At 74.5% G+C, this 15278-nt stretch carries 14 protein-coding genes; 7 read left to right on the forward strand and 7 right to left on the reverse strand.

The window, feature by feature from the left end:
- Positions 1–46 precede the first annotated feature (46 nt).
- Together ACFTWP_RS10340 and ACFTWP_RS10345 are read left to right on the forward strand one after the other, a co-directional pair.
- Complete coding sequence (locus ACFTWP_RS10340) at positions 47–496, forward strand: VOC family protein (RefSeq protein ID WP_380263944.1); 450 nt, start codon at positions 47–49, stop codon at positions 494–496.
- Between the two features lie 211 nt (positions 497–707).
- Positions 708–2366 carry a fibronectin type III domain-containing protein gene (locus tag ACFTWP_RS10345; protein WP_380263946.1) on the forward strand — a complete coding sequence of 553 codons (1659 nt, stop codon included), beginning with the start codon at positions 708–710 and terminating at the stop codon, positions 2364–2366.
- A 286-nt stretch (positions 2367–2652) separates the two neighbouring features.
- Here ACFTWP_RS10345 and ACFTWP_RS10350 read toward each other — a convergent pair whose 3' ends face one another.
- Together ACFTWP_RS10350 and ACFTWP_RS10355 are read right to left on the reverse strand one after the other, a co-directional pair.
- Positions 2653–2907: a WhiB family transcriptional regulator gene (locus tag ACFTWP_RS10350; protein WP_380263948.1), complete on the reverse strand. Its 255-nt coding sequence runs from the start codon at positions 2905–2907 to the stop codon at positions 2653–2655.
- 213 nt (positions 2908–3120) lie between these two features.
- On the reverse strand, positions 3121–3603 hold the full coding sequence (locus ACFTWP_RS10355) for a peroxiredoxin (RefSeq protein WP_380263950.1): 483 nt from the start codon (positions 3601–3603) through the stop codon (positions 3121–3123).
- A 368-nt stretch (positions 3604–3971) separates the two neighbouring features.
- Between ACFTWP_RS10355 and ACFTWP_RS10360 the strand changes: the two genes are divergently transcribed.
- Entirely contained in the window at positions 3972–4307 is a 336-nt protein-coding gene (locus tag ACFTWP_RS10360; RefSeq protein ID WP_380263952.1) for a YnfA family protein, read from the forward strand.
- A 53-nt stretch (positions 4308–4360) separates the two neighbouring features.
- Here the strand turns inward: ACFTWP_RS10360 and ACFTWP_RS10365 are convergent, their stop codons facing one another.
- Positions 4361–5572 carry a pyridoxal phosphate-dependent aminotransferase gene (locus ACFTWP_RS10365; RefSeq protein ID WP_380263954.1) on the reverse strand — a complete coding sequence of 404 codons (1212 nt, stop codon included), beginning with the start codon at positions 5570–5572 and terminating at the stop codon, positions 4361–4363.
- A 95-nt stretch (positions 5573–5667) separates the two neighbouring features.
- Here ACFTWP_RS10365 and ACFTWP_RS10370 point away from each other — a divergent pair, with 95 nt between their 5' ends.
- Positions 5668–6153 (forward strand): winged helix-turn-helix transcriptional regulator, encoded by a 486-nt coding sequence (locus ACFTWP_RS10370; RefSeq protein WP_380263956.1) that lies wholly within the window; start codon positions 5668–5670, stop codon positions 6151–6153.
- Positions 6154–6225: 72 nt separating this feature from the next.
- Here ACFTWP_RS10370 and ACFTWP_RS10375 read toward each other — a convergent pair whose 3' ends face one another.
- Together ACFTWP_RS10375 and ACFTWP_RS10380 are read right to left on the reverse strand one after the other, a co-directional pair.
- Positions 6226–7218 (reverse strand): MerR family transcriptional regulator, encoded by a 993-nt coding sequence (locus tag ACFTWP_RS10375; RefSeq protein ID WP_380263957.1) that lies wholly within the window; start codon positions 7216–7218, stop codon positions 6226–6228.
- Between the two features lie 109 nt (positions 7219–7327).
- Complete coding sequence (locus ACFTWP_RS10380) at positions 7328–7702, reverse strand: cupin domain-containing protein (protein WP_380263959.1); 375 nt, start codon at positions 7700–7702, stop codon at positions 7328–7330.
- A gap of 105 nt (positions 7703–7807) precedes the next feature.
- Between ACFTWP_RS10380 and ACFTWP_RS10385 the strand changes: the two genes are divergently transcribed.
- The 3 genes from ACFTWP_RS10385 to ACFTWP_RS10395 all read left to right on the forward strand — a co-directional run bounded on the left by ACFTWP_RS10385 (position 7808) and on the right by ACFTWP_RS10395 (position 10625).
- Positions 7808–8254, forward strand: a complete 447-nt coding sequence (locus ACFTWP_RS10385) for a MarR family winged helix-turn-helix transcriptional regulator (RefSeq protein ID WP_380263961.1) — start codon at positions 7808–7810, stop codon at positions 8252–8254.
- A gap of 135 nt (positions 8255–8389) precedes the next feature.
- Positions 8390–9331 (forward strand): SGNH/GDSL hydrolase family protein, encoded by a 942-nt coding sequence (locus tag ACFTWP_RS10390; RefSeq protein WP_380263962.1) that lies wholly within the window; start codon positions 8390–8392, stop codon positions 9329–9331.
- A gap of 226 nt (positions 9332–9557) precedes the next feature.
- Positions 9558–10625 (forward strand): hypothetical protein, encoded by a 1068-nt coding sequence (locus tag ACFTWP_RS10395; protein ID WP_380263964.1) that lies wholly within the window; start codon positions 9558–9560, stop codon positions 10623–10625.
- Positions 10626–10714: 89 nt separating this feature from the next.
- On the opposite strand, the gene ACFTWP_RS10400 is transcribed toward ACFTWP_RS10395, so the two are convergent.
- On the reverse strand, positions 10715–14719 hold the full coding sequence (locus ACFTWP_RS10400) for a tetratricopeptide repeat protein (protein WP_380263965.1): 4005 nt from the start codon (positions 14717–14719) through the stop codon (positions 10715–10717).
- A 122-nt stretch (positions 14720–14841) separates the two neighbouring features.
- Positions 14842–15207, reverse strand: coding sequence for a hypothetical protein (locus ACFTWP_RS10405; RefSeq protein WP_380263966.1), 366 nt, complete (start codon positions 15205–15207; stop codon positions 14842–14844).
- Between the last annotated feature and the right edge of the window lie 71 nt (positions 15208–15278).

Below are 15278 nucleotides of genomic sequence, written 5' to 3' on the forward strand. Positions count from 1 at the left end.
GCGGGGCGGCTGGCCTTCGGGCCGGCCCTGTTGTTGGCTGGTGGGCATGAAGCCCAAGCTCCAGCTGACCGTCGACTGCGCCGAGCCCGACCGGCTCGCCGCCTTCTGGGCCGCCGCCCTCGGCTACCGGATCGAGCCGGCGCCCGCGCCCTTCCCGACCTGGCGGGCCTACTGGCTCGACCAGGGCATCCCCGAGGAGGAGCTCGGCACCGGGGACTGCAGCGACTCGATCGTCGACCCCGACGGCACCGGTCCGCGGATCTGGTTCCAACAGGTCCCCGAGGGCAAGGCGGTGAAGAACCGCCTGCACCCGGACCTCGGCGTCAGCGGCGGGCGCGGCGTGCCGTTCGAGGTCCGGAGCGAGCGGATCCGGACCGAGGCCGCCCGCCTGCAGGGCCTCGGCGCCTCCCGGCTGCGCAGCGAGGACTCACCCGAGTCGGGATCCTGCTACGTCGTGATGCAGGACCCGGAGGGCAACGAGTTCTGCGTGCACTGAGCCCCTGCTGACCCGGCGTGGGATCCGGCCGCCCGTCCGGCGGTCCACGGCGTCCGGACCGGCGGTTCACCGCGTCCGGACCGGCAGCGGACGCCGAGCGGCGGGATTTTGCCCGGTCATGGTCGAACATTGGAGTTCGAATGGGGGGCACGCCGGTGGGCGTTCACCGGATGTCCGTGTCCGGGCAATCAGGCGCTGCGAAAGTCCGGCCATGGATATCCCACGCATGGGCGTGCCCGAGAAGCTCGCCGACCGCATGAGCATGGCGGAGCAGCACGAGTACCTCCGCAGCCGCTTCTCCCGTCGCCGGATGCTGCGCACCGGTGCCATCGCCGTCGGCGCGCTCGCGGTCGGCGGCACGCTCGGTACCGGCAGTGCCTCCGCCGCCCCGCAGCTGCTGCAGGCCTCCGCCACGGACGGCATCGACGGTTCGCTGGTCGCCCCGATCGGCCGTCACCTCTCCTTCGGGCCCGAGCCGGACACCCAGTTCCGGATCTCCTGGCAGGTCCCGGCGCCGGTGAAGAAGCCGTTCGTGCGCTTCGGCAAGCACCCGTGGGACCTCAGCCACAAGGTCGCCGCCGAGGTGCGCGCGCTGCACACGCCGGCGCTCGTGCAGACCGGCGCGCCGGTCGACCAGTACTACCTGCACGTCGCGCTGGAGGACCTGCAGCCCGACACCACGTACTACTACGGCGTCGGCCACCAGGGCTTCGACCCCGCCTCCCAGCAGGCCGTCTCCACCCTGAGCACCTTCCGCACCGCGCCCGCGCGCGAGCACATGTGGGGCAAGGTCTACGAGCCGTTCACCTTCACCGCCTTCGGCGACCAGGGTGTCAGCGCGCACGCCGCGGGCAACGACCACATCATCCTGGCCCAGAACCCGGCCTTCCACCTGCACGCCGGCGACATCTGCTACGCCGACGCGGCCGGCTCGGGCCAGGACTCGGACAAGGCCGCGTTCAACGCCGCCACCTGGGACGCCTTCCTCGCGCAGACCGAGACGGTCGCCTCGAAGGTCCCGTGGATGGTCTCGTACGGCAACCACGACATGGAGGCCTGGTACTCGGCCAACGGCTACGGCGGCGAGAACCACCGCTTCTTCCTGCCCGACAACGGGCCGGACCCGCGCAGCGTCCCCGGCGTCTACACCTTCCGCTACAAGAACGTCGGCGTCATCTCGCTGGACGCCAACGACGTCTCGTACGAGATCCCGGCCAACCTCGGCGTCTCCGCGGGCAAGCAGGCCAAGTGGCTGGAGCGTCAGCTCAAGGACCTGCGCAACGACGAGACCGTCGACTTCGTCGTCGTCTTCTTCCACCACTGCGCCTTCTCCACCACCCACCAGCACGCCTCCGAGGGCGGGGTCCGCGAGGCCTGGGTGCCGCTGTTCGAGAAGTACCGGGTGGACCTGGTGATCAACGGGCACAACCACGTCTACGAGCGCACCGACGCGATCCTCGGGAACAAGGTCTCCAAGGCGGTGCCCAGCGGCGCCACCGTCGAGCCCGCCAAGGACGGCGTCGTCTACGTCACGGCGGGTGCGGCCGGCCGCAGCCTGTACAGCTTCGACGCCCCGGACACCTACGAGGGCCACGAGAACCACCAGGACTCGGTGAACACCTACCACTTCGCCCAGGGCGGCGTGAAGGTGCCCGAGACGGTCGAGTGGTCCCGGGTCCGCTACACCGGCTACTCCTTCATCAGGGTCGACGTCACGCCGGCCCACCTGGGCCGGAAGTCCGAGATGAAGGTCACCGCGCTGGCCGAGAACGGCACCCAGGTCGACCACTACACCATCCTGCGCGAGGTCGGCGTGGGCTGGGACGGCAAGGGCGACGACGACGGCCAGGGCGGCGGCTGGGGCTGGTAGCCCCGCACCGCCGAGCCGGTCGAGCGGCGGCGGGGGCCGGGGGGGGGGGGGGGCCCCCCGGCCCGGCCCGCCGGCCGGGGGGGGGGGGCCGCGCGGGGGGGGGGGGCGGGGGGGACCCCCGCGGGCGCGCCGCGGGCCGGGGGGGGGGGGGGGGGTGGTCCCCCCGCCCCGCCGCGCGGGCCGCGCGGCGCCGGGCCCGGGGGGAGTTCGCCCGCCCCGGGGCCCGGCGCCGTGACGGGGGCGGCCGGCCGCCGGGTCGAGGGCGGCGGGGGAGCACGCCGTGGGCTCAGGTCGCGGCGGCCCGGCGGCGGACGGCCTCGCGGCGCCTGAGGGCTCGGCGCTCCGGTTCGCTCAGGCCGCCCCAGACGCCGAGTTCCTGGTTGTTGTCCAGGGCCCAGCGCAGGCACTGCTCGGTGACCGGGCAGCGGCGGCAGACGGCCTTCGCCTCCTCGGCCTGCCGCAGGGCGGGGGCGGTGTTCCCGACGGGGAAGAAGAGCTCCGGGTCCTGGTCGTGGCAGATCGCCTGCTGACGCCAGTTCATGGCCGGGTCCTTTCTACGTGGGTGGTGGGGCGGGAGCGCCGCAGCCGGTGTGCCATGGTGTCCCGGCATCCCGGTGCGGCGTCCCTGCTGTGCGCCTTGCCGCCCCGGCCGGAGTCATGCGTGCCGGCGGCCACGGATTTCACGGCGATCGTCCGGCCGCGCGCCCGGCGAGGGCCGAACCGGCCTCCGGCCCCGGCCCCGGACCCGCCGCTCTCAGCCCTGCAGCGCCGCCAACTGCGCCGCGAGGGTGTCGCTGTGCTGGAAGGTCAGGCCGGCCAGGGCCACGTGCTTCCAGCGGACGGTGCCGTCGCCGTCCAGGATGAAGACCGAGCGGCGCAGGCCGAGGCCCGGGACGGCGATGCCGTAGGCGCGGGCGATGGCGCGGTCGGTGTCGGCGAGCAGGGGGAAGGCCAGGCGGTGCTTGCGGGCGAAGCGCTCGTGGCTGTCGAGGTCCTGCGGGCTGATGCCCCAGACGGTGGCGCCGAGGTCCTTGAAGCGGTCCAGGTCCGAGGTGTACGAGCAGAGCTGCTTCGTGCAGACGCTGGTGTCGTCGCCGGGGTAGAAGACCAGCACGAGCGGGTTGCCCTTGGCCTCGGTGAGGCGGTAGTCGCGGCGCTCGGCGATGTCCTCGTCCAGCAGGACGCCGGGCAGGGTGAACTCGGGGGCGGAGCTGCCGGGCTCGGGGGGCTTGGGCATGAGGGGGCCCTTCCGGGGAGTGGGGTGGGTACGGAGCGGTGGGGCGGCGCGGCCGGCGGCATTGCCGGGCACCCTCTCGCACCCTACGCCGCGGGCGTGTCGCGGTCCGTACCCGATCGGGTGCCGGCGGCCGCCCCGGGCCGGTGGCTCGTACGCGGGCGGGCCCGTGCTCCTCGCCGCCGCGGGCCCGGATGCCCTGGGGCGACCGGGCCGCCACGGTGGGCCGGCGCCCGCAGGAAGGTCGGCCCGGCGGCCGGCACCGGGGAACGCACGCGACGCGGCCGGTCGCCCGGCCGGGTGACCGGCCCGGCCGCGCGGGGGCCGGGCCGTCCGCCGGTGCGGGGCGGGCGGTGTCATAGGGTCGGGGGATGACCGTGCTGCGCTCCGCCCTGCTGTTCGTCCTCGCCGCCGTGCTGGAGATCGGCGGTGCCTGGCTGGTGTGGCAGGGCGTGCGGGAGCACCGGGGGTGGGCCTGGGTCGGTGCGGGCGTGGTGGCGCTCGGGGCGTACGGCTTCGTCGCCACCCTCCAGCAGGACGCGGACTTCGGCCGGATCCTCGCGGCGTACGGCGGGGTGTTCGTGGCCGGTTCGCTGGCCTGGGGGATGGCGCTGGACGGCTACCGGCCCGACCGGTACGACGTGGTGGGCGCCCTGATCTGCCTGGCCGGCGTGGTGGTGATCATGTACGCCCCGCGCGGCCACTGAGGCCGGCGGCGCCACCGAGTCGCCGGCCCGCCCTCAGCACCGCCGGTGGCCCGTCACTGCCGGTAGGTCGTCAGGAACCGGCCGATCCGGCTGATGGCCGTCTCCAGGTCGTCGGCGCGCGGGAGCGTGACGAAGCGGAAGTGGTCGGGCCGGGGCCAGTTGAAGCCGGTGCCCTGGACGATGTGGATCTTCTCGCGGAGCAGCAGGTCCAGGACGAACCGCTCGTCGTCGACGATCTTGTGGACCGCCGGGTCGAGCTTGGCGAAGGCGTACAGCGCGCCCTTGGGCTTGACGCAGCTGACGCCCGGGATGTCGTTGAGGGCCCGCCAGGCGACGTCCCGCTGCTCGGCGAGCCGGCCGGTGGGGAGCACCAGGTCGTTGATGGACTGGTGGCCGCCGAGCGCCGCCTGCACGGCGTACTGGGCCGGGACGTTGGGGCACAGGCGCATGCCGGCGAGCATGGTCAGGCCCTCCAGGTAGTCCTTCGCCCGGGCCTTGGGGCCGGAGACGACCACCCAGCCGCTGCGGAAGCCCGCCACCCGGTAGGACTTGGAGAGGCCGTTGAAGGTGAGGGTGACCACGTCGTCGGCGAGGGCGGCGAGGCAGTGGTGCTCGACGCCGTCGTAGAGGATCTTGTCGTAGATCTCGTCGGCGAGGACCATCAGGTTGTGCCGCCGGGCCAGGTCGAGGATGCCCTCCAGCAGCTCCTTCGGGTAGACGGCGCCCGTCGGGTTGTTGGGGTTGATGACGACGATGGCCTTGGTGCGGTGGGAGATCTTCGACGCGATGTCGTCCAGGTCGGGGTACCAGTCGGCCTCCTCGTCGCAGAGGTAGTGCACGGCCTTGCCGCCGGCGAGGCGCACCACGGCCGTCCAGAGCGGGAAGTCGGGGGCGGGTACGAGGACTTCGTCGCCGTCGTCGACCAGGGCCTGGACGGACATCTGGATCAGCTCGGAGGCGCCGTTGCCGAGGTAGACGTCGTCGACCGTGACGCCGGCGACGCCGCGCTGCTGGTAGTACTGCACCACGGCGCGACGGGCCGGCAGGATGCCGCGCGAGTCGCTGTAGCCGTGCGCGTTCGGCAGGTTGCGGACGATGTCCTGGATGATCTCCTCGGGCGCCTCGAAGCCGAAGGTCGCCGGGTTGCCGGTGTTCAGCCGCAGGACGCTGTGTCCGGCCTCCTCCAGGGCGTTCGCCTGGTCGACCACCGGCCCGCGGATCTCGTAGCAGACATCCTTGAGCTTGCTGGACTGGCGGAACTCCATCAGCGGCCTCCCGACCCTCACCCTCACCAACCTGGCCGCTTTGTTCTACCAAGTAACCACTTGGAAAGTCCAACCTTTTGGCTATGCTGATCCCCATGTCACGCCGAAGCTACGACCAGTACTGCGCCGTCGCCCGCGCCCTGGACGCGGTGGGGGAGCGCTGGAGCCTTCTGATCGTCCGTGAACTCCTCGGCGGCCCGCGCCGCTACACCGATCTGCACGCCGACCTGCCGGGCGTCTCCACCGACATCCTCGCCGCCCGCCTCAAGCAGCTGGAGGCCGAGGGCCTCGTGCTGCGCCGCAAGCTGGAGCGGCCCGCCAACGCCGTGGTGTACGAACTGACCGGGCGCGGTACGGCGCTGCGTCAGGTCGTCCTCGCACTGGCCGCCTGGGGCGGTGACCTGCTCGGCGAGCAGCGCCCGACCGACGCCGTCCGGGAGCACTGGTTCGGCTCGCCGCCGGCGCTGCCGGGCGCGGGGTCGGGCAGCGGGTCGGGCACCGGGTCGGACGCGCTGCCGGATGCGGTGCCCGCCGAGCTCACGGGCGCGCTGCCGGGGCCGGGCGGCCCGACGGTCGACTGAGTCGGGGCGGGTCGGCCGGGCTGACTGCGGGCCCGCCGGGCGACCGCTGCGCCGGTGCCGGTGCCGGCCGGCTCAGGCCTCCCGTACCTGCGCGAAGAGCGCGCCGGCCAGCCAGGCGTGGGCCGCGCCCATGTCCGGCTCGCCGTCCGCCCTCAACTCGGCCGCCAGTGACCAGTACCGCTCCATCCGGGCGTCACCGCGGCCCGCCGTCCGCCGGGCCAGGGTCCGGCGGTAGTCGGTACTGTCGACGGCCCGCTCCGCCGCCGCGTGGGCCTGGACGAAGCAGTCCAGCGCGTCGCCTGTCGCGGGGTGGTGCCCGGCCCGCAGTTCGGCCGCGGCCAGCCCGTACGCCTCGCGCATGCCCTCGTACAGCTTGACGGCGTCACAGTAGGGGCCCGGCCCGGTGGTCTCCCGGATGCCCACCGCCACGGCGCGGTCCGAGGCGAGCGCGTGCAGCCGGGCGTACGCCAGGGCCTGGTGGGCGGTCGGGTCGCTCGGCAGCTCGGGGACCGCCGCCTCGATGATCGCCGAGGTCAGCCGCGCGGGCAGCCGGACCGGCAGGACCCGGCGCCAGAACGCGTGCAGCACGTCCGGGCCGGGCGGGCTGTCCAGGGCCTCGCCGAGCAGCTCCAGGCCCTCCGGCCCGGCGAGTTCGAAGGCCGCCAGCGCGGCCTCCCGCCACCGCAGCTCGACCATCTGGCGGCGCGTCTCCCGGCGCTGCCCGGCCAGCGCCTCGGCCAACTCGGTGTCCCCCCGCAGGATCTCGGCCACCGCCGGCAGTGCCAGACCGAGTGCGCGCAGCCGCCGGACCGTCCGCAGCCGGTCCAGTGCCTCGGCGCCGTAGCGGCGGTGGCCGCCGGGGCTGCGTCCGGCCTCGGGGAGGAGGCCGGAGTCGGAGTAGAACCGGACCGTCTTGACGCTCACGCCGGCCGTCTCGGCGAGCTCGCCGATGCTGAGGCCGGCCGGCGGGTGGGGGGAGGCTCCCGGCGACTCCGGGCCCGGGCGGCCCGCGGCCGGCGGATCGGCGGACGGCGGTGGTTCCGCCGGCCACGACGGCGCGTTCATCCGGACCTCCCCTGTGCGGAGCTTCCAGCATGCCGCAGGTCCGGTGCCCCGGGTCAAGCGGGTTGGGCCGGCGGGGCGCCCGGGTGGGGGCGGAGCCGGCCGCGCCCGGTCAGCGGGCCCACGGCGGGTTGATCACCGAGCCGTCCGGGAGGGTGGCCGTCAGCCCGACGCTGGTGGTCACCCAGGCCCGGGCGGGCTGCCGGCCGGGGTTGTCCACCCGCAGGGTGCCGCCGGCCGGGGCTATCGCGGTGTCGCCGGGCAGCAGGGTGCGCTCCTCGCCGTCCAGGGCGATCAGCAGCGAGCCGTCGAGGAGCAGCAGGATCTCCTCCCGGTCGACGGTGTGGGCCACGCCCTCGCTGCCGGCGGGCACCTCCAGCCGCCAGGCGCACAGTTCGGTGCTGCCGGAGGCGGTGGAGGCGTAGGAGGTGAAGCGGGCGCCGTGGATCTCGTGGACGGTGGCGGCTGCGGCGGGGACGAACGGCATGGCGGATTCCTTCGCTGGGTGGTCGAGGGGAATGTAGTCAAGTTACTTGACTACATGGTCAAGCCACTTGACTACTATGTCAAGCGCTCTGGCAGACTCCTTCGCATGACCGAGAACGCCGACAGCTCCCTCGTCCCGCTGATCCTCGGCCTGGCCACGGACCTCGTGCACGCCGTGGACGAGGGCGTCCGCCGCCGCGGCTTCGACGACATCCGCCCCGCGCACGGCTTCGCCTTCGTCCGGCTCGCCCCGAGCGGCGCGGGCGTCGGCGAGCTCGCCGCGCACCTGGGCGTGACCAAGCAGGCGGCGAGCCAGCTGGTCGACGAACTCGTCCGCAAGGGGTACGTCGAGCGCCGTCCGCACCCCACCGACGCGCGGGCCCGGCTCGTCGTCCTCACCGAACGCGGCTGGGCCTGCACCCGCGCCGCCGACGAGGCCGCCGCCGACGCCGTACGGCCCTGGGCCGAGCTGCTCGGCGAGCGCCGGATCCGGGAACTGCGGGAGGACCTGGCCCGGCTCTGCCCGTCCGGGCGGATCCGGCCCGTCTGGTGACCTCTCCCGGCTCCGCCCGCCCCGGCGCCGGCAGGGCGCGGCGCGGCTCCCGCCAACGGCCCGCCCCCGCACGGGTTACGGACGGGTAGGGGCAGTCGCCGCCGCCCGCACCGGTGCGCGTACGATCGTCGCGCCATGGAGAACTCAGTCACGTCCAGCGCGTCCCGCGGTCCCGCCCGCCCCGACCGCCACGCCAGCCACACCAGCTACACCAGCTACGTCGCCGTCGGGGACTCGTTCACCGAGGGCATGTGCGACGACCTGCTCCCGAACGGCCGGTACCGCGGCTGGGCCGACCGGGTCGCCGCCCGACTGGCCGCCGAGCAGCCCGCGGGCGCCGCGATCCGGTACGCCAACCTCGCCGTCCGGGGCAAGCTCATCGGCCAGATCCACGACGAGCAGATCGGCGAGGCCGCCGCACTCCGCGGCGACCTCGTCACCCTGGCCGGCGGCCTGAACGACGTGCTGCGCCCCGGCTGCGACGTCGACCGGGTGGAGGAGCTGCTCGGCAGGTCCGCCACCGCGCTGCTCGACTCCGGGGCCACCGTCGTCCTGTTCACCAGCACCGACCCCACCCGCCGGCTGGCCGGCAGCGCCCGGCTGCTCCCCGCCATCATGCGGATGAAGGCCTTCGTCGAGGGCGTCGCCGCCCACCCCCGGGTGGCGGTGGTCGACCTGTTCTCCGCTCCCTGCTTCGACGACCGCCGGCTCTGGGCCGAGGACCGCCTCCACCTCTCGCCCGAGGGGCACCGCCGGGTCGCCGAAGCCGTCCTGGAGGCGCTCGGCCGCCCCGCCGCCTTCGACTGGCGCGCCCCGCTGCCGGCCGCCGCGCCGCGCGGCCGCGTCGAGAAGCTCCGCTCCGACGTCCGCTGGCTCGGCGCCCACCTCGGCCCGTGGATCGGCCGCCGCCTCACCGGCCGCTCCTCCGGTGACGGGCGGACGGGCGCGCACTACGACGCCGCACTCGGCCGGATCGTCCCCACGACGATCACCTGGCTGGGGATGCCCGCGCCGGCCGAGGCGCCGTGGCCGCAGGAGCCCCCGCACGGCGCCGCCGCGCCCGTCGACGGCCGGTAGACCCGCGCGGACCGGCCGGTAGACCCGCGCGGACCGGCCGGTAGACCCCGCGCGGACCGGCCGGGGCCGGCGGCTGCGCGGGGGTGGTCGGGGCGCGGACGGCGGCGGTCGGGGTGCTGAGGGCGGCGGTCCGCCGGCGGAGGCCGTTCGGGCACCGGTGAACCTGTAGAGTCGCTCGGCATCGGACACCGCACACCCTGGGGGGACAGTGCCGGACGGCCTGCTCGTGCACCTCGTGGACCAGTTCGTCACCCGCCGGGAACAGGTGGCGACCTGGGGGCTGTACTACCTCGCACGGGAGTACGCGCCGGTGCGGCAGGTGCTCGGCGCGCTGTCGGCGGTCGACCCGGCCGACCGCGACCGGCTGCAGTACCGGCCCGAGGCCGCCGGCCCGGACACCCGGGGGCGGCCCGACCTCGTCGGGGAGCGCGGCGGGCAGCGCTGGGTGGTGGTCGAGGGGAAGTTCTGGGCCAAGCTCACCCCCGCGCAGCCGTGCGACTACCTGCGCGACGTCGTCGAGGGCGGAGTGGTGCTGTTCCTCTGCCCGAGCTCCCGGATCGAGCGGCTCTGCGAGGAGCTGGCCGCCCGGGTGCGCCAGGAGGGCCTGGGCTACGACGAGTTCACGGCGGACGGCACCGGGCTGCGGGTGATGACCACCAGCGGCAGACGGCACCTCGTGGTGACCTCCTGGCCGGTCCTGCTGCGCCGGATCCGGCTGGCGGCGGTCGGCGACTACGGCCAACTGGATTTCGAGGTGGAGCAGTTGGAAGGCCTGGTCGGACGCCTGGAGCGGGAACTCGTGGAGTGGTCACGCGCCGAACTGGAACAGGGCGTCACCCGCGACACCTTCCGCAAGGCCGTCACCACGGCCGAGCTGCTCTTCGACGGCCTGAAGCGGGACGCCAGGGCGGCCCAGGCGGGAAACCCCACGTGGGTGGACCGCAACGGCGTCTACTACCGCGCCCGGTACACGGTGGGGCCGCTGCGCTTCTACGCCGGGTACGAGCCCGAGCAGTGGTGCCCGGACTCCCCGACCCCGCTGACCTTCGGCATCTGGAGCCCGGACGTCCCGGAGGGACTGAAGCAGCCGCTGCACCGCGCCTACCGGGACTTCGCCGCCCGCATCTGGTCGGGATCGGAGTTCCCGCAACTGGAGTTCACGCCGGCCCCGGAGGGCGCCAAGTGGTGGGGCGGCCCCATACCGATCGCCCCCGACCGCTCGGCCGACGAGACCAGATCCCGCCTCACCGGCGCGGTGGCGGGCCTGCTGGACACCCTGGCGGCCTTCGGCTGACGGCTGACAGATATCAGATTCTCGCCGACCGTTGACCATCCGCCGTCGACCGGACCGGTTCGACTCGGACCGGCGCGCCCCCGGTGCCCCTATCGGGCGTCCTCGCCCGTCCCCTCCGCCTCGCTCCTCCAGCGCGCGAGGTCGCGGCGGGCCTGGAGGGTGCCGGGGTGGTCGGGTCCCCTCAGCCTCAGCAGGTGCGGCAGCAGCTGTTCCAGGGCGTCGGCCGCCCCGGCGGCGTCGCCCGCCTCGCCTCGCCACCGGGCGAGGCTGACGTAGGTGGTCAGGGTGTCGGAGTGGCCGGGTCCCAGTACCCGCCTCCGGTCGGCGAGCACCTCTTCCAGGGCGGCGGCGGCGCCCACGGTGTCCCCTGCCTCGCCCCGGCAGTAGGCGAGGTTGTGGCGGATCATCAGCGTGTCCGAATGGTCGGGGCCCGGCACCCGCAGCAGGTCGGCGAGGAACTCCTCCAGGGCGTCGGCTGCTCCGGCGAAGTTCCCGGCCGCTCGACGCCAGACGGCCACGTCGATCCGGGTCCTTCGGGTGTCGGGGTGGTCGGGCCCGAGCACCCGGACGCGGGCGGCGAGTAGTTCGGCGTGGGCCGCGGCTGCTCCGGCGGAGTCCCCGGCCTCCGCGCGCGCCTGGGAAAGGTCCTTGCAGGCCTCCACGGTGTCCGGGTGGTCGGGACCACTGGTCTCCAGCAGCCGGAGACGGAGCTCCTCGAAGGCCGCGGCCGCGCCCGAGGGATCGCCGGCCACCTTCAGGATGGAGGCCAGACGGCCGAGGGTGCTGAGGGTGTCGGGGTGGTTCGGGCCCAGGACGCGGGCCTGGGCGTCCAGCAATTCCTCGAAGGCGGCGGCCGCTCCCCGATCGTCCTCCGCCTCCAGCCGCCAGTAGGCGAGGTTGGTGCGGGAGTGCAGGGTGTTCGGGTGGTCGGGGCCCAGCACCCGCAGCCGGTCGGCCAGCACCCTCTCCAGGGTTGTTGCCGCGCCCGCGGGGTCTCCGGCCTTTCCCTGCCAGTAGGCGAGGTCACTGCGAGCGGTCAGGGTGTCGGGGTGGTCCGGGCCCTGGAGGCGGGTCAGCCTGGCGCGGAGCTCCTCGAAGTGGGTGATGGCGCCGGTCGGGTCCCCGGCCGTCCCACGCCACGAGCCGAGACTGCGAAGGGTGGTGAGCGTGTCCTTGTGGTCGGGGCCGTGGATCCGGGTCCGGTCCGCGAGCAGATCCTCGAAGGCGGCGGCAGCTCCGGCGGCGTCCCCCGCCTTGCCGCGCGACGAAGCGAGGTTGTGGCGGGCGGCGAGGGTGTGCGAGTGGTCCGCACCCCACATGCGCGACTGGTCGGTGATCAGCTCCTCGAACACGGCCGCCGCCTCGGTGGCGTCGCCCGCTCTGCCCCTCCACCAGGCGAGTCTGTTGCGGACGGCCAGGGTGTCGGGGTGGTTCGGTCCGTGCACCCGCGTCTGGTCCGCGAGCAGGTGCTCGAAGGCCGCGGCCGCACCTGCCGCGTCCCCGGCGTCCCCGCGCCAGGACGCGAGGTTGTTGCGGGCGGTGAGGGTTTCCGGATGATTCGGCCCCAGTACGCGCAGCATGTCCGGAAGGAGGTCCTCGTAAGCGGCGACCGCCCCGGCGCCGTCCCCCGCCTCCCCTTGCCAGGCAGCCAGGTTGTTGCGGACCGTGAGGGTGTCGGGATGGTCGGCGCCGAGCACCCTGACGGAGTCCGCGAGCAGTTCCGTGAGAGCGGTGACGGCTCCCGCGGGGTCACCGAGGTCGCCTCGCCGACGGGCGAGGTTGTTGCGTGCGTCGAGAGTGTCCGGGTGGTCGGGCCCCAGCACCCGCAGCAGGTCGGGGAGCAGGGACTCCAGGTCGGTGGCTGCGCCCGCCGCGTCCCCGGCGTCCCCGCGCCAGGCGGCCAGGCTGTAGCGGGCGGTCAAGGTTCTCGGATGGTCGGGGCCGTGGATCCGGGTCCGGTCGGCGAGCAGCTCCTCGAAGGCGGCGACCGCGCCTGCCGCATCACCGAGCTCGCCCCGCCACCGGGCGAGGTTGCCGCGCGTGGTCAGGGTGTGCGGGTGGTCGGGGCCCAGGAGCCGCAGCAGGGCGGGGAGCAGCTCCTCGTGGGCGGCGACCGCCCCGGCCGCGTCACCTGACATGCCGCGCCAGAGGGCGAGGTTGTGCCTCACGGTGAGGGTGTCGGGGTGGTCCGCCCCCAGCACGCGCAGCATGTCGCTGTGGAGTCGTTCGAAGGCGGCGGCGGCCCCTGCCGCGTCGCCCGCCTCGCCTCGGTTGTAGGCGAGGTTGTTGCGCACGGCGAGGGTCCGCCGGTGGTCGGGGCCGTGGATCCGGGTTCGGTCGGCGAGCAGCTCCCGGTAGGCGGCGACCGCCCCGGTCGCGTCACCCGTCTCGCTCCGCCAATGAGCGAGGTTGCCGCGGGCCGTCAGGGTGTGGGAGTGGTCGGAGCCCAGCACGCGCACCAGGTCGACCAGCACGTCGGCGAGACCGGCGACCGCGCCTGCGGCGTTGCCCCTCTCGCCCTCGCAGGTCGCGAGGTTGATGCGGGCCGTCAGGGTGTCGTGATGGTCCGACCCCAGGTGGTGCTCGGCCTCGGCGGCCATCCGGCCGAAGTGGTCCCGGGCGTTCGTGGCCTGCCCGCTCTGCAGGAGGCTGACGCCGTGGCGGTGGAGCAGCAGATGGGGGCCGGGCCGGTACAGGGCCTCCCCGGCGTGGTGGATCAGCACGGAGGCGTTGCTGCGCAGGCTGTCGGCGAGGGCGGCGTCGCGCTCGATGTCGGGCCAGGCGGCGACCAGCGCGTCGCCCGCCGTGCGTGCGAGCCGGTCGCGGTGGTCGGGGGTGAGCGGGTCGCGGGTGGCGCGTTGGATCAGCTGGTGCACGCGGACGGCGTGGTGAGGGGTCCGGTGCGTGAAGTCGAGCAGGCTCAGACGGTGCAGGGTGCGCAGGGCGTCGACCGCCTCTTCGGCTGTCACCGCGACGGGCTCCGCCCCGCCGTTCCCGGGTGTGCCCAGGTGTGCGAGGGCGGGCGGGCTGGTCAGGACGGCGTCCGGGATGCCGCTGGGGGCGAGTACGGCGGCGAGCTGGAGCATGGGACGGGCCAGCCCCTGAGGGCGGAGCTCGTCCGCGCGCTCGATGGACAGTGACCACGCGGCGGCGACGGGGACGGGGTAGTCGTCCGGCAGCGAGCCGGATTCGGGCAGCAGACTGGTCAGGGTTCGGGCACGGTCGGCCAGCCGGATGCGGTAGTCGGCGATGCTGAGGTCGGGGGCGTCGCCCAGGTAGGCGCGGGCCTGGGACAGGGCCAGCGGGAGGTGACCGAGGTCGGCGGCCAGGTCTTCGAGGTCCTCGGCCGTCTCCTCGCGGCCTGCGCCGGCGAGGGCGGATGCGAGGTAGGCGGTGGCCTGTCCGACAGTGAACATGCCGATGGGTACCAGGCGTCCGCGGCTGGTGAGCGAGGTGTCGCGGCGCCGGGTGGTGACCAGGGTCTGGCCTCCGGGGGCGGCGGGCGGCCACAGACCGGTGAGGTCCCCGGGATCGGCGACGTCGTCCAGGACGATCAACCAGCGGCAGGAGCGATCGGGCGCGGGGTCGAGCCAGGCCAGGAACTCCTGCGCGGCCTGCTCGCTGTCGGCCAGGTCGGCGCCGAGCAGGTCGGCCGCCGCTCGGGCGTACGCGTCGACGACGCCGCGGCGGGTGGATGCGGTCACCCAGATCCGGAGGTCCGTGCGGCCGGCGCGCCACTGGCGCTGCGCGTGTTCGGCGGCGACCTGGGTCTTGCCCACCCCGCCGGTCCCGACCAGCACCACGGTTCCTGCGTCCGCGAGGGCCCCGCGCAGTACGGGGTCCTGCTCACCGCGGTCCTGGAGGAAGCCGGCCGGCGGGGGCGGCGCGCCGATCTTGTGCGGCAGCGGCACCAAGGGTCGTGCGGATGTGTGGAAGTGGGCGATCCCGCTGACGGCTATGGAGTTGGGCCCGATGGCGAACGCGTCGCCGCTGTTCGACACCAATGGTCCGGGGATGCCGTCGAAGGCGGGGCCGCGAAAGCCGGTGACGGCGTGTCCGCCGTCCGAGGCCAGAGCGTTGCCGGTGTCGGACACCTCGGTCCTGGCCGGCTGATCGCCGGCCTCCTGCCGAGTCGGAACCGGCGGGGTCGCCGCCCGGCCGCTCCACCATCCCTTGGCCTTCTTCACGCCTTCCCCCGTCTGGCCGTCGTCACGGATCAGCTGTGGTCGACACCGGTGCTCGCAGTACTTCCCTGGCCGTCGGCCGTGGCGTTCCCGGTCCGCTCCGCCCGGGCACCTCCGCCGCCCGAGCTTCCGGGGTGGCGCACGCCGGTCCTGGCCACGCCGCCTCCGGTGGCCGCGGCCGCCCCGGTGTCGGTGGCGCTGTAGAGCGGCCCGGGGCCCGAGGCGGTGGCCCGGTGCTGGAGCACGGCCCAGACGAAGGCGGCGACGCCCACCGCGCCCTGGACCGAGGCGCCGACGAGTTGCCCGGTGTCAGGTCCGTCCATCAGCCAGAACACCGGTGTCGAGGCGATCCCCGCCACGGCCACCACGATCACGGCGACGATCCATCCGCGTGACATGTCAGTCCCCCTCCATCGGGCTGACGTGGCGTCAGCCGATGCGATCACTCCAACGTACTCGGTGATTCCCC

Origin of the sequence: Kitasatospora sp. NPDC057015, assembly GCF_042673745.1 — a bacterium.
Classification (GTDB): domain Bacteria; phylum Actinomycetota; class Actinomycetes; order Streptomycetales; family Streptomycetaceae; genus Kitasatospora.

Excerpts from the sequence above, each read along its gene's own strand:
- ACFTWP_RS10355 (WP_380263950.1), bottom strand. The coding sequence starts at position 3,603 with ATGCCCAAGCCCCCCGAGCCCGGCAGCTCCGCCCCCGAGTTCACCCTG.
- ACFTWP_RS10385 (WP_380263961.1), top strand. The coding sequence starts at position 7,808 with ATGACCGAGAACGCCGACAGCTCCCTCGTCCCGCTGATCCTCGGCCTG.
- ACFTWP_RS10350 (WP_380263948.1), bottom strand. The coding sequence starts at position 2,907 with ATGAACTGGCGTCAGCAGGCGATCTGCCACGACCAGGACCCGGAGCTC.
- ACFTWP_RS10340 (WP_380263944.1), top strand. The coding sequence starts at position 47 with ATGAAGCCCAAGCTCCAGCTGACCGTCGACTGCGCCGAGCCCGACCGG.
- ACFTWP_RS10375 (WP_380263957.1), bottom strand. The coding sequence starts at position 7,218 with ATGAACGCGCCGTCGTGGCCGGCGGAACCACCGCCGTCCGCCGATCCG.
- ACFTWP_RS10405 (WP_380263966.1), bottom strand. The coding sequence starts at position 15,207 with ATGTCACGCGGATGGATCGTCGCCGTGATCGTGGTGGCCGTGGCGGGG.
- ACFTWP_RS10370 (WP_380263956.1), top strand. The coding sequence starts at position 5,668 with ATGTCACGCCGAAGCTACGACCAGTACTGCGCCGTCGCCCGCGCCCTG.
- ACFTWP_RS10345 (WP_380263946.1), top strand. The coding sequence starts at position 708 with ATGGATATCCCACGCATGGGCGTGCCCGAGAAGCTCGCCGACCGCATG.
- ACFTWP_RS10365 (WP_380263954.1), bottom strand. The coding sequence starts at position 5,572 with ATGGAGTTCCGCCAGTCCAGCAAGCTCAAGGATGTCTGCTACGAGATC.
- ACFTWP_RS10360 (WP_380263952.1), top strand. The coding sequence starts at position 3,972 with ATGACCGTGCTGCGCTCCGCCCTGCTGTTCGTCCTCGCCGCCGTGCTG.
- ACFTWP_RS10390 (WP_380263962.1), top strand. The coding sequence starts at position 8,390 with ATGGAGAACTCAGTCACGTCCAGCGCGTCCCGCGGTCCCGCCCGCCCC.
- ACFTWP_RS10380 (WP_380263959.1), bottom strand. The coding sequence starts at position 7,702 with ATGCCGTTCGTCCCCGCCGCAGCCGCCACCGTCCACGAGATCCACGGC.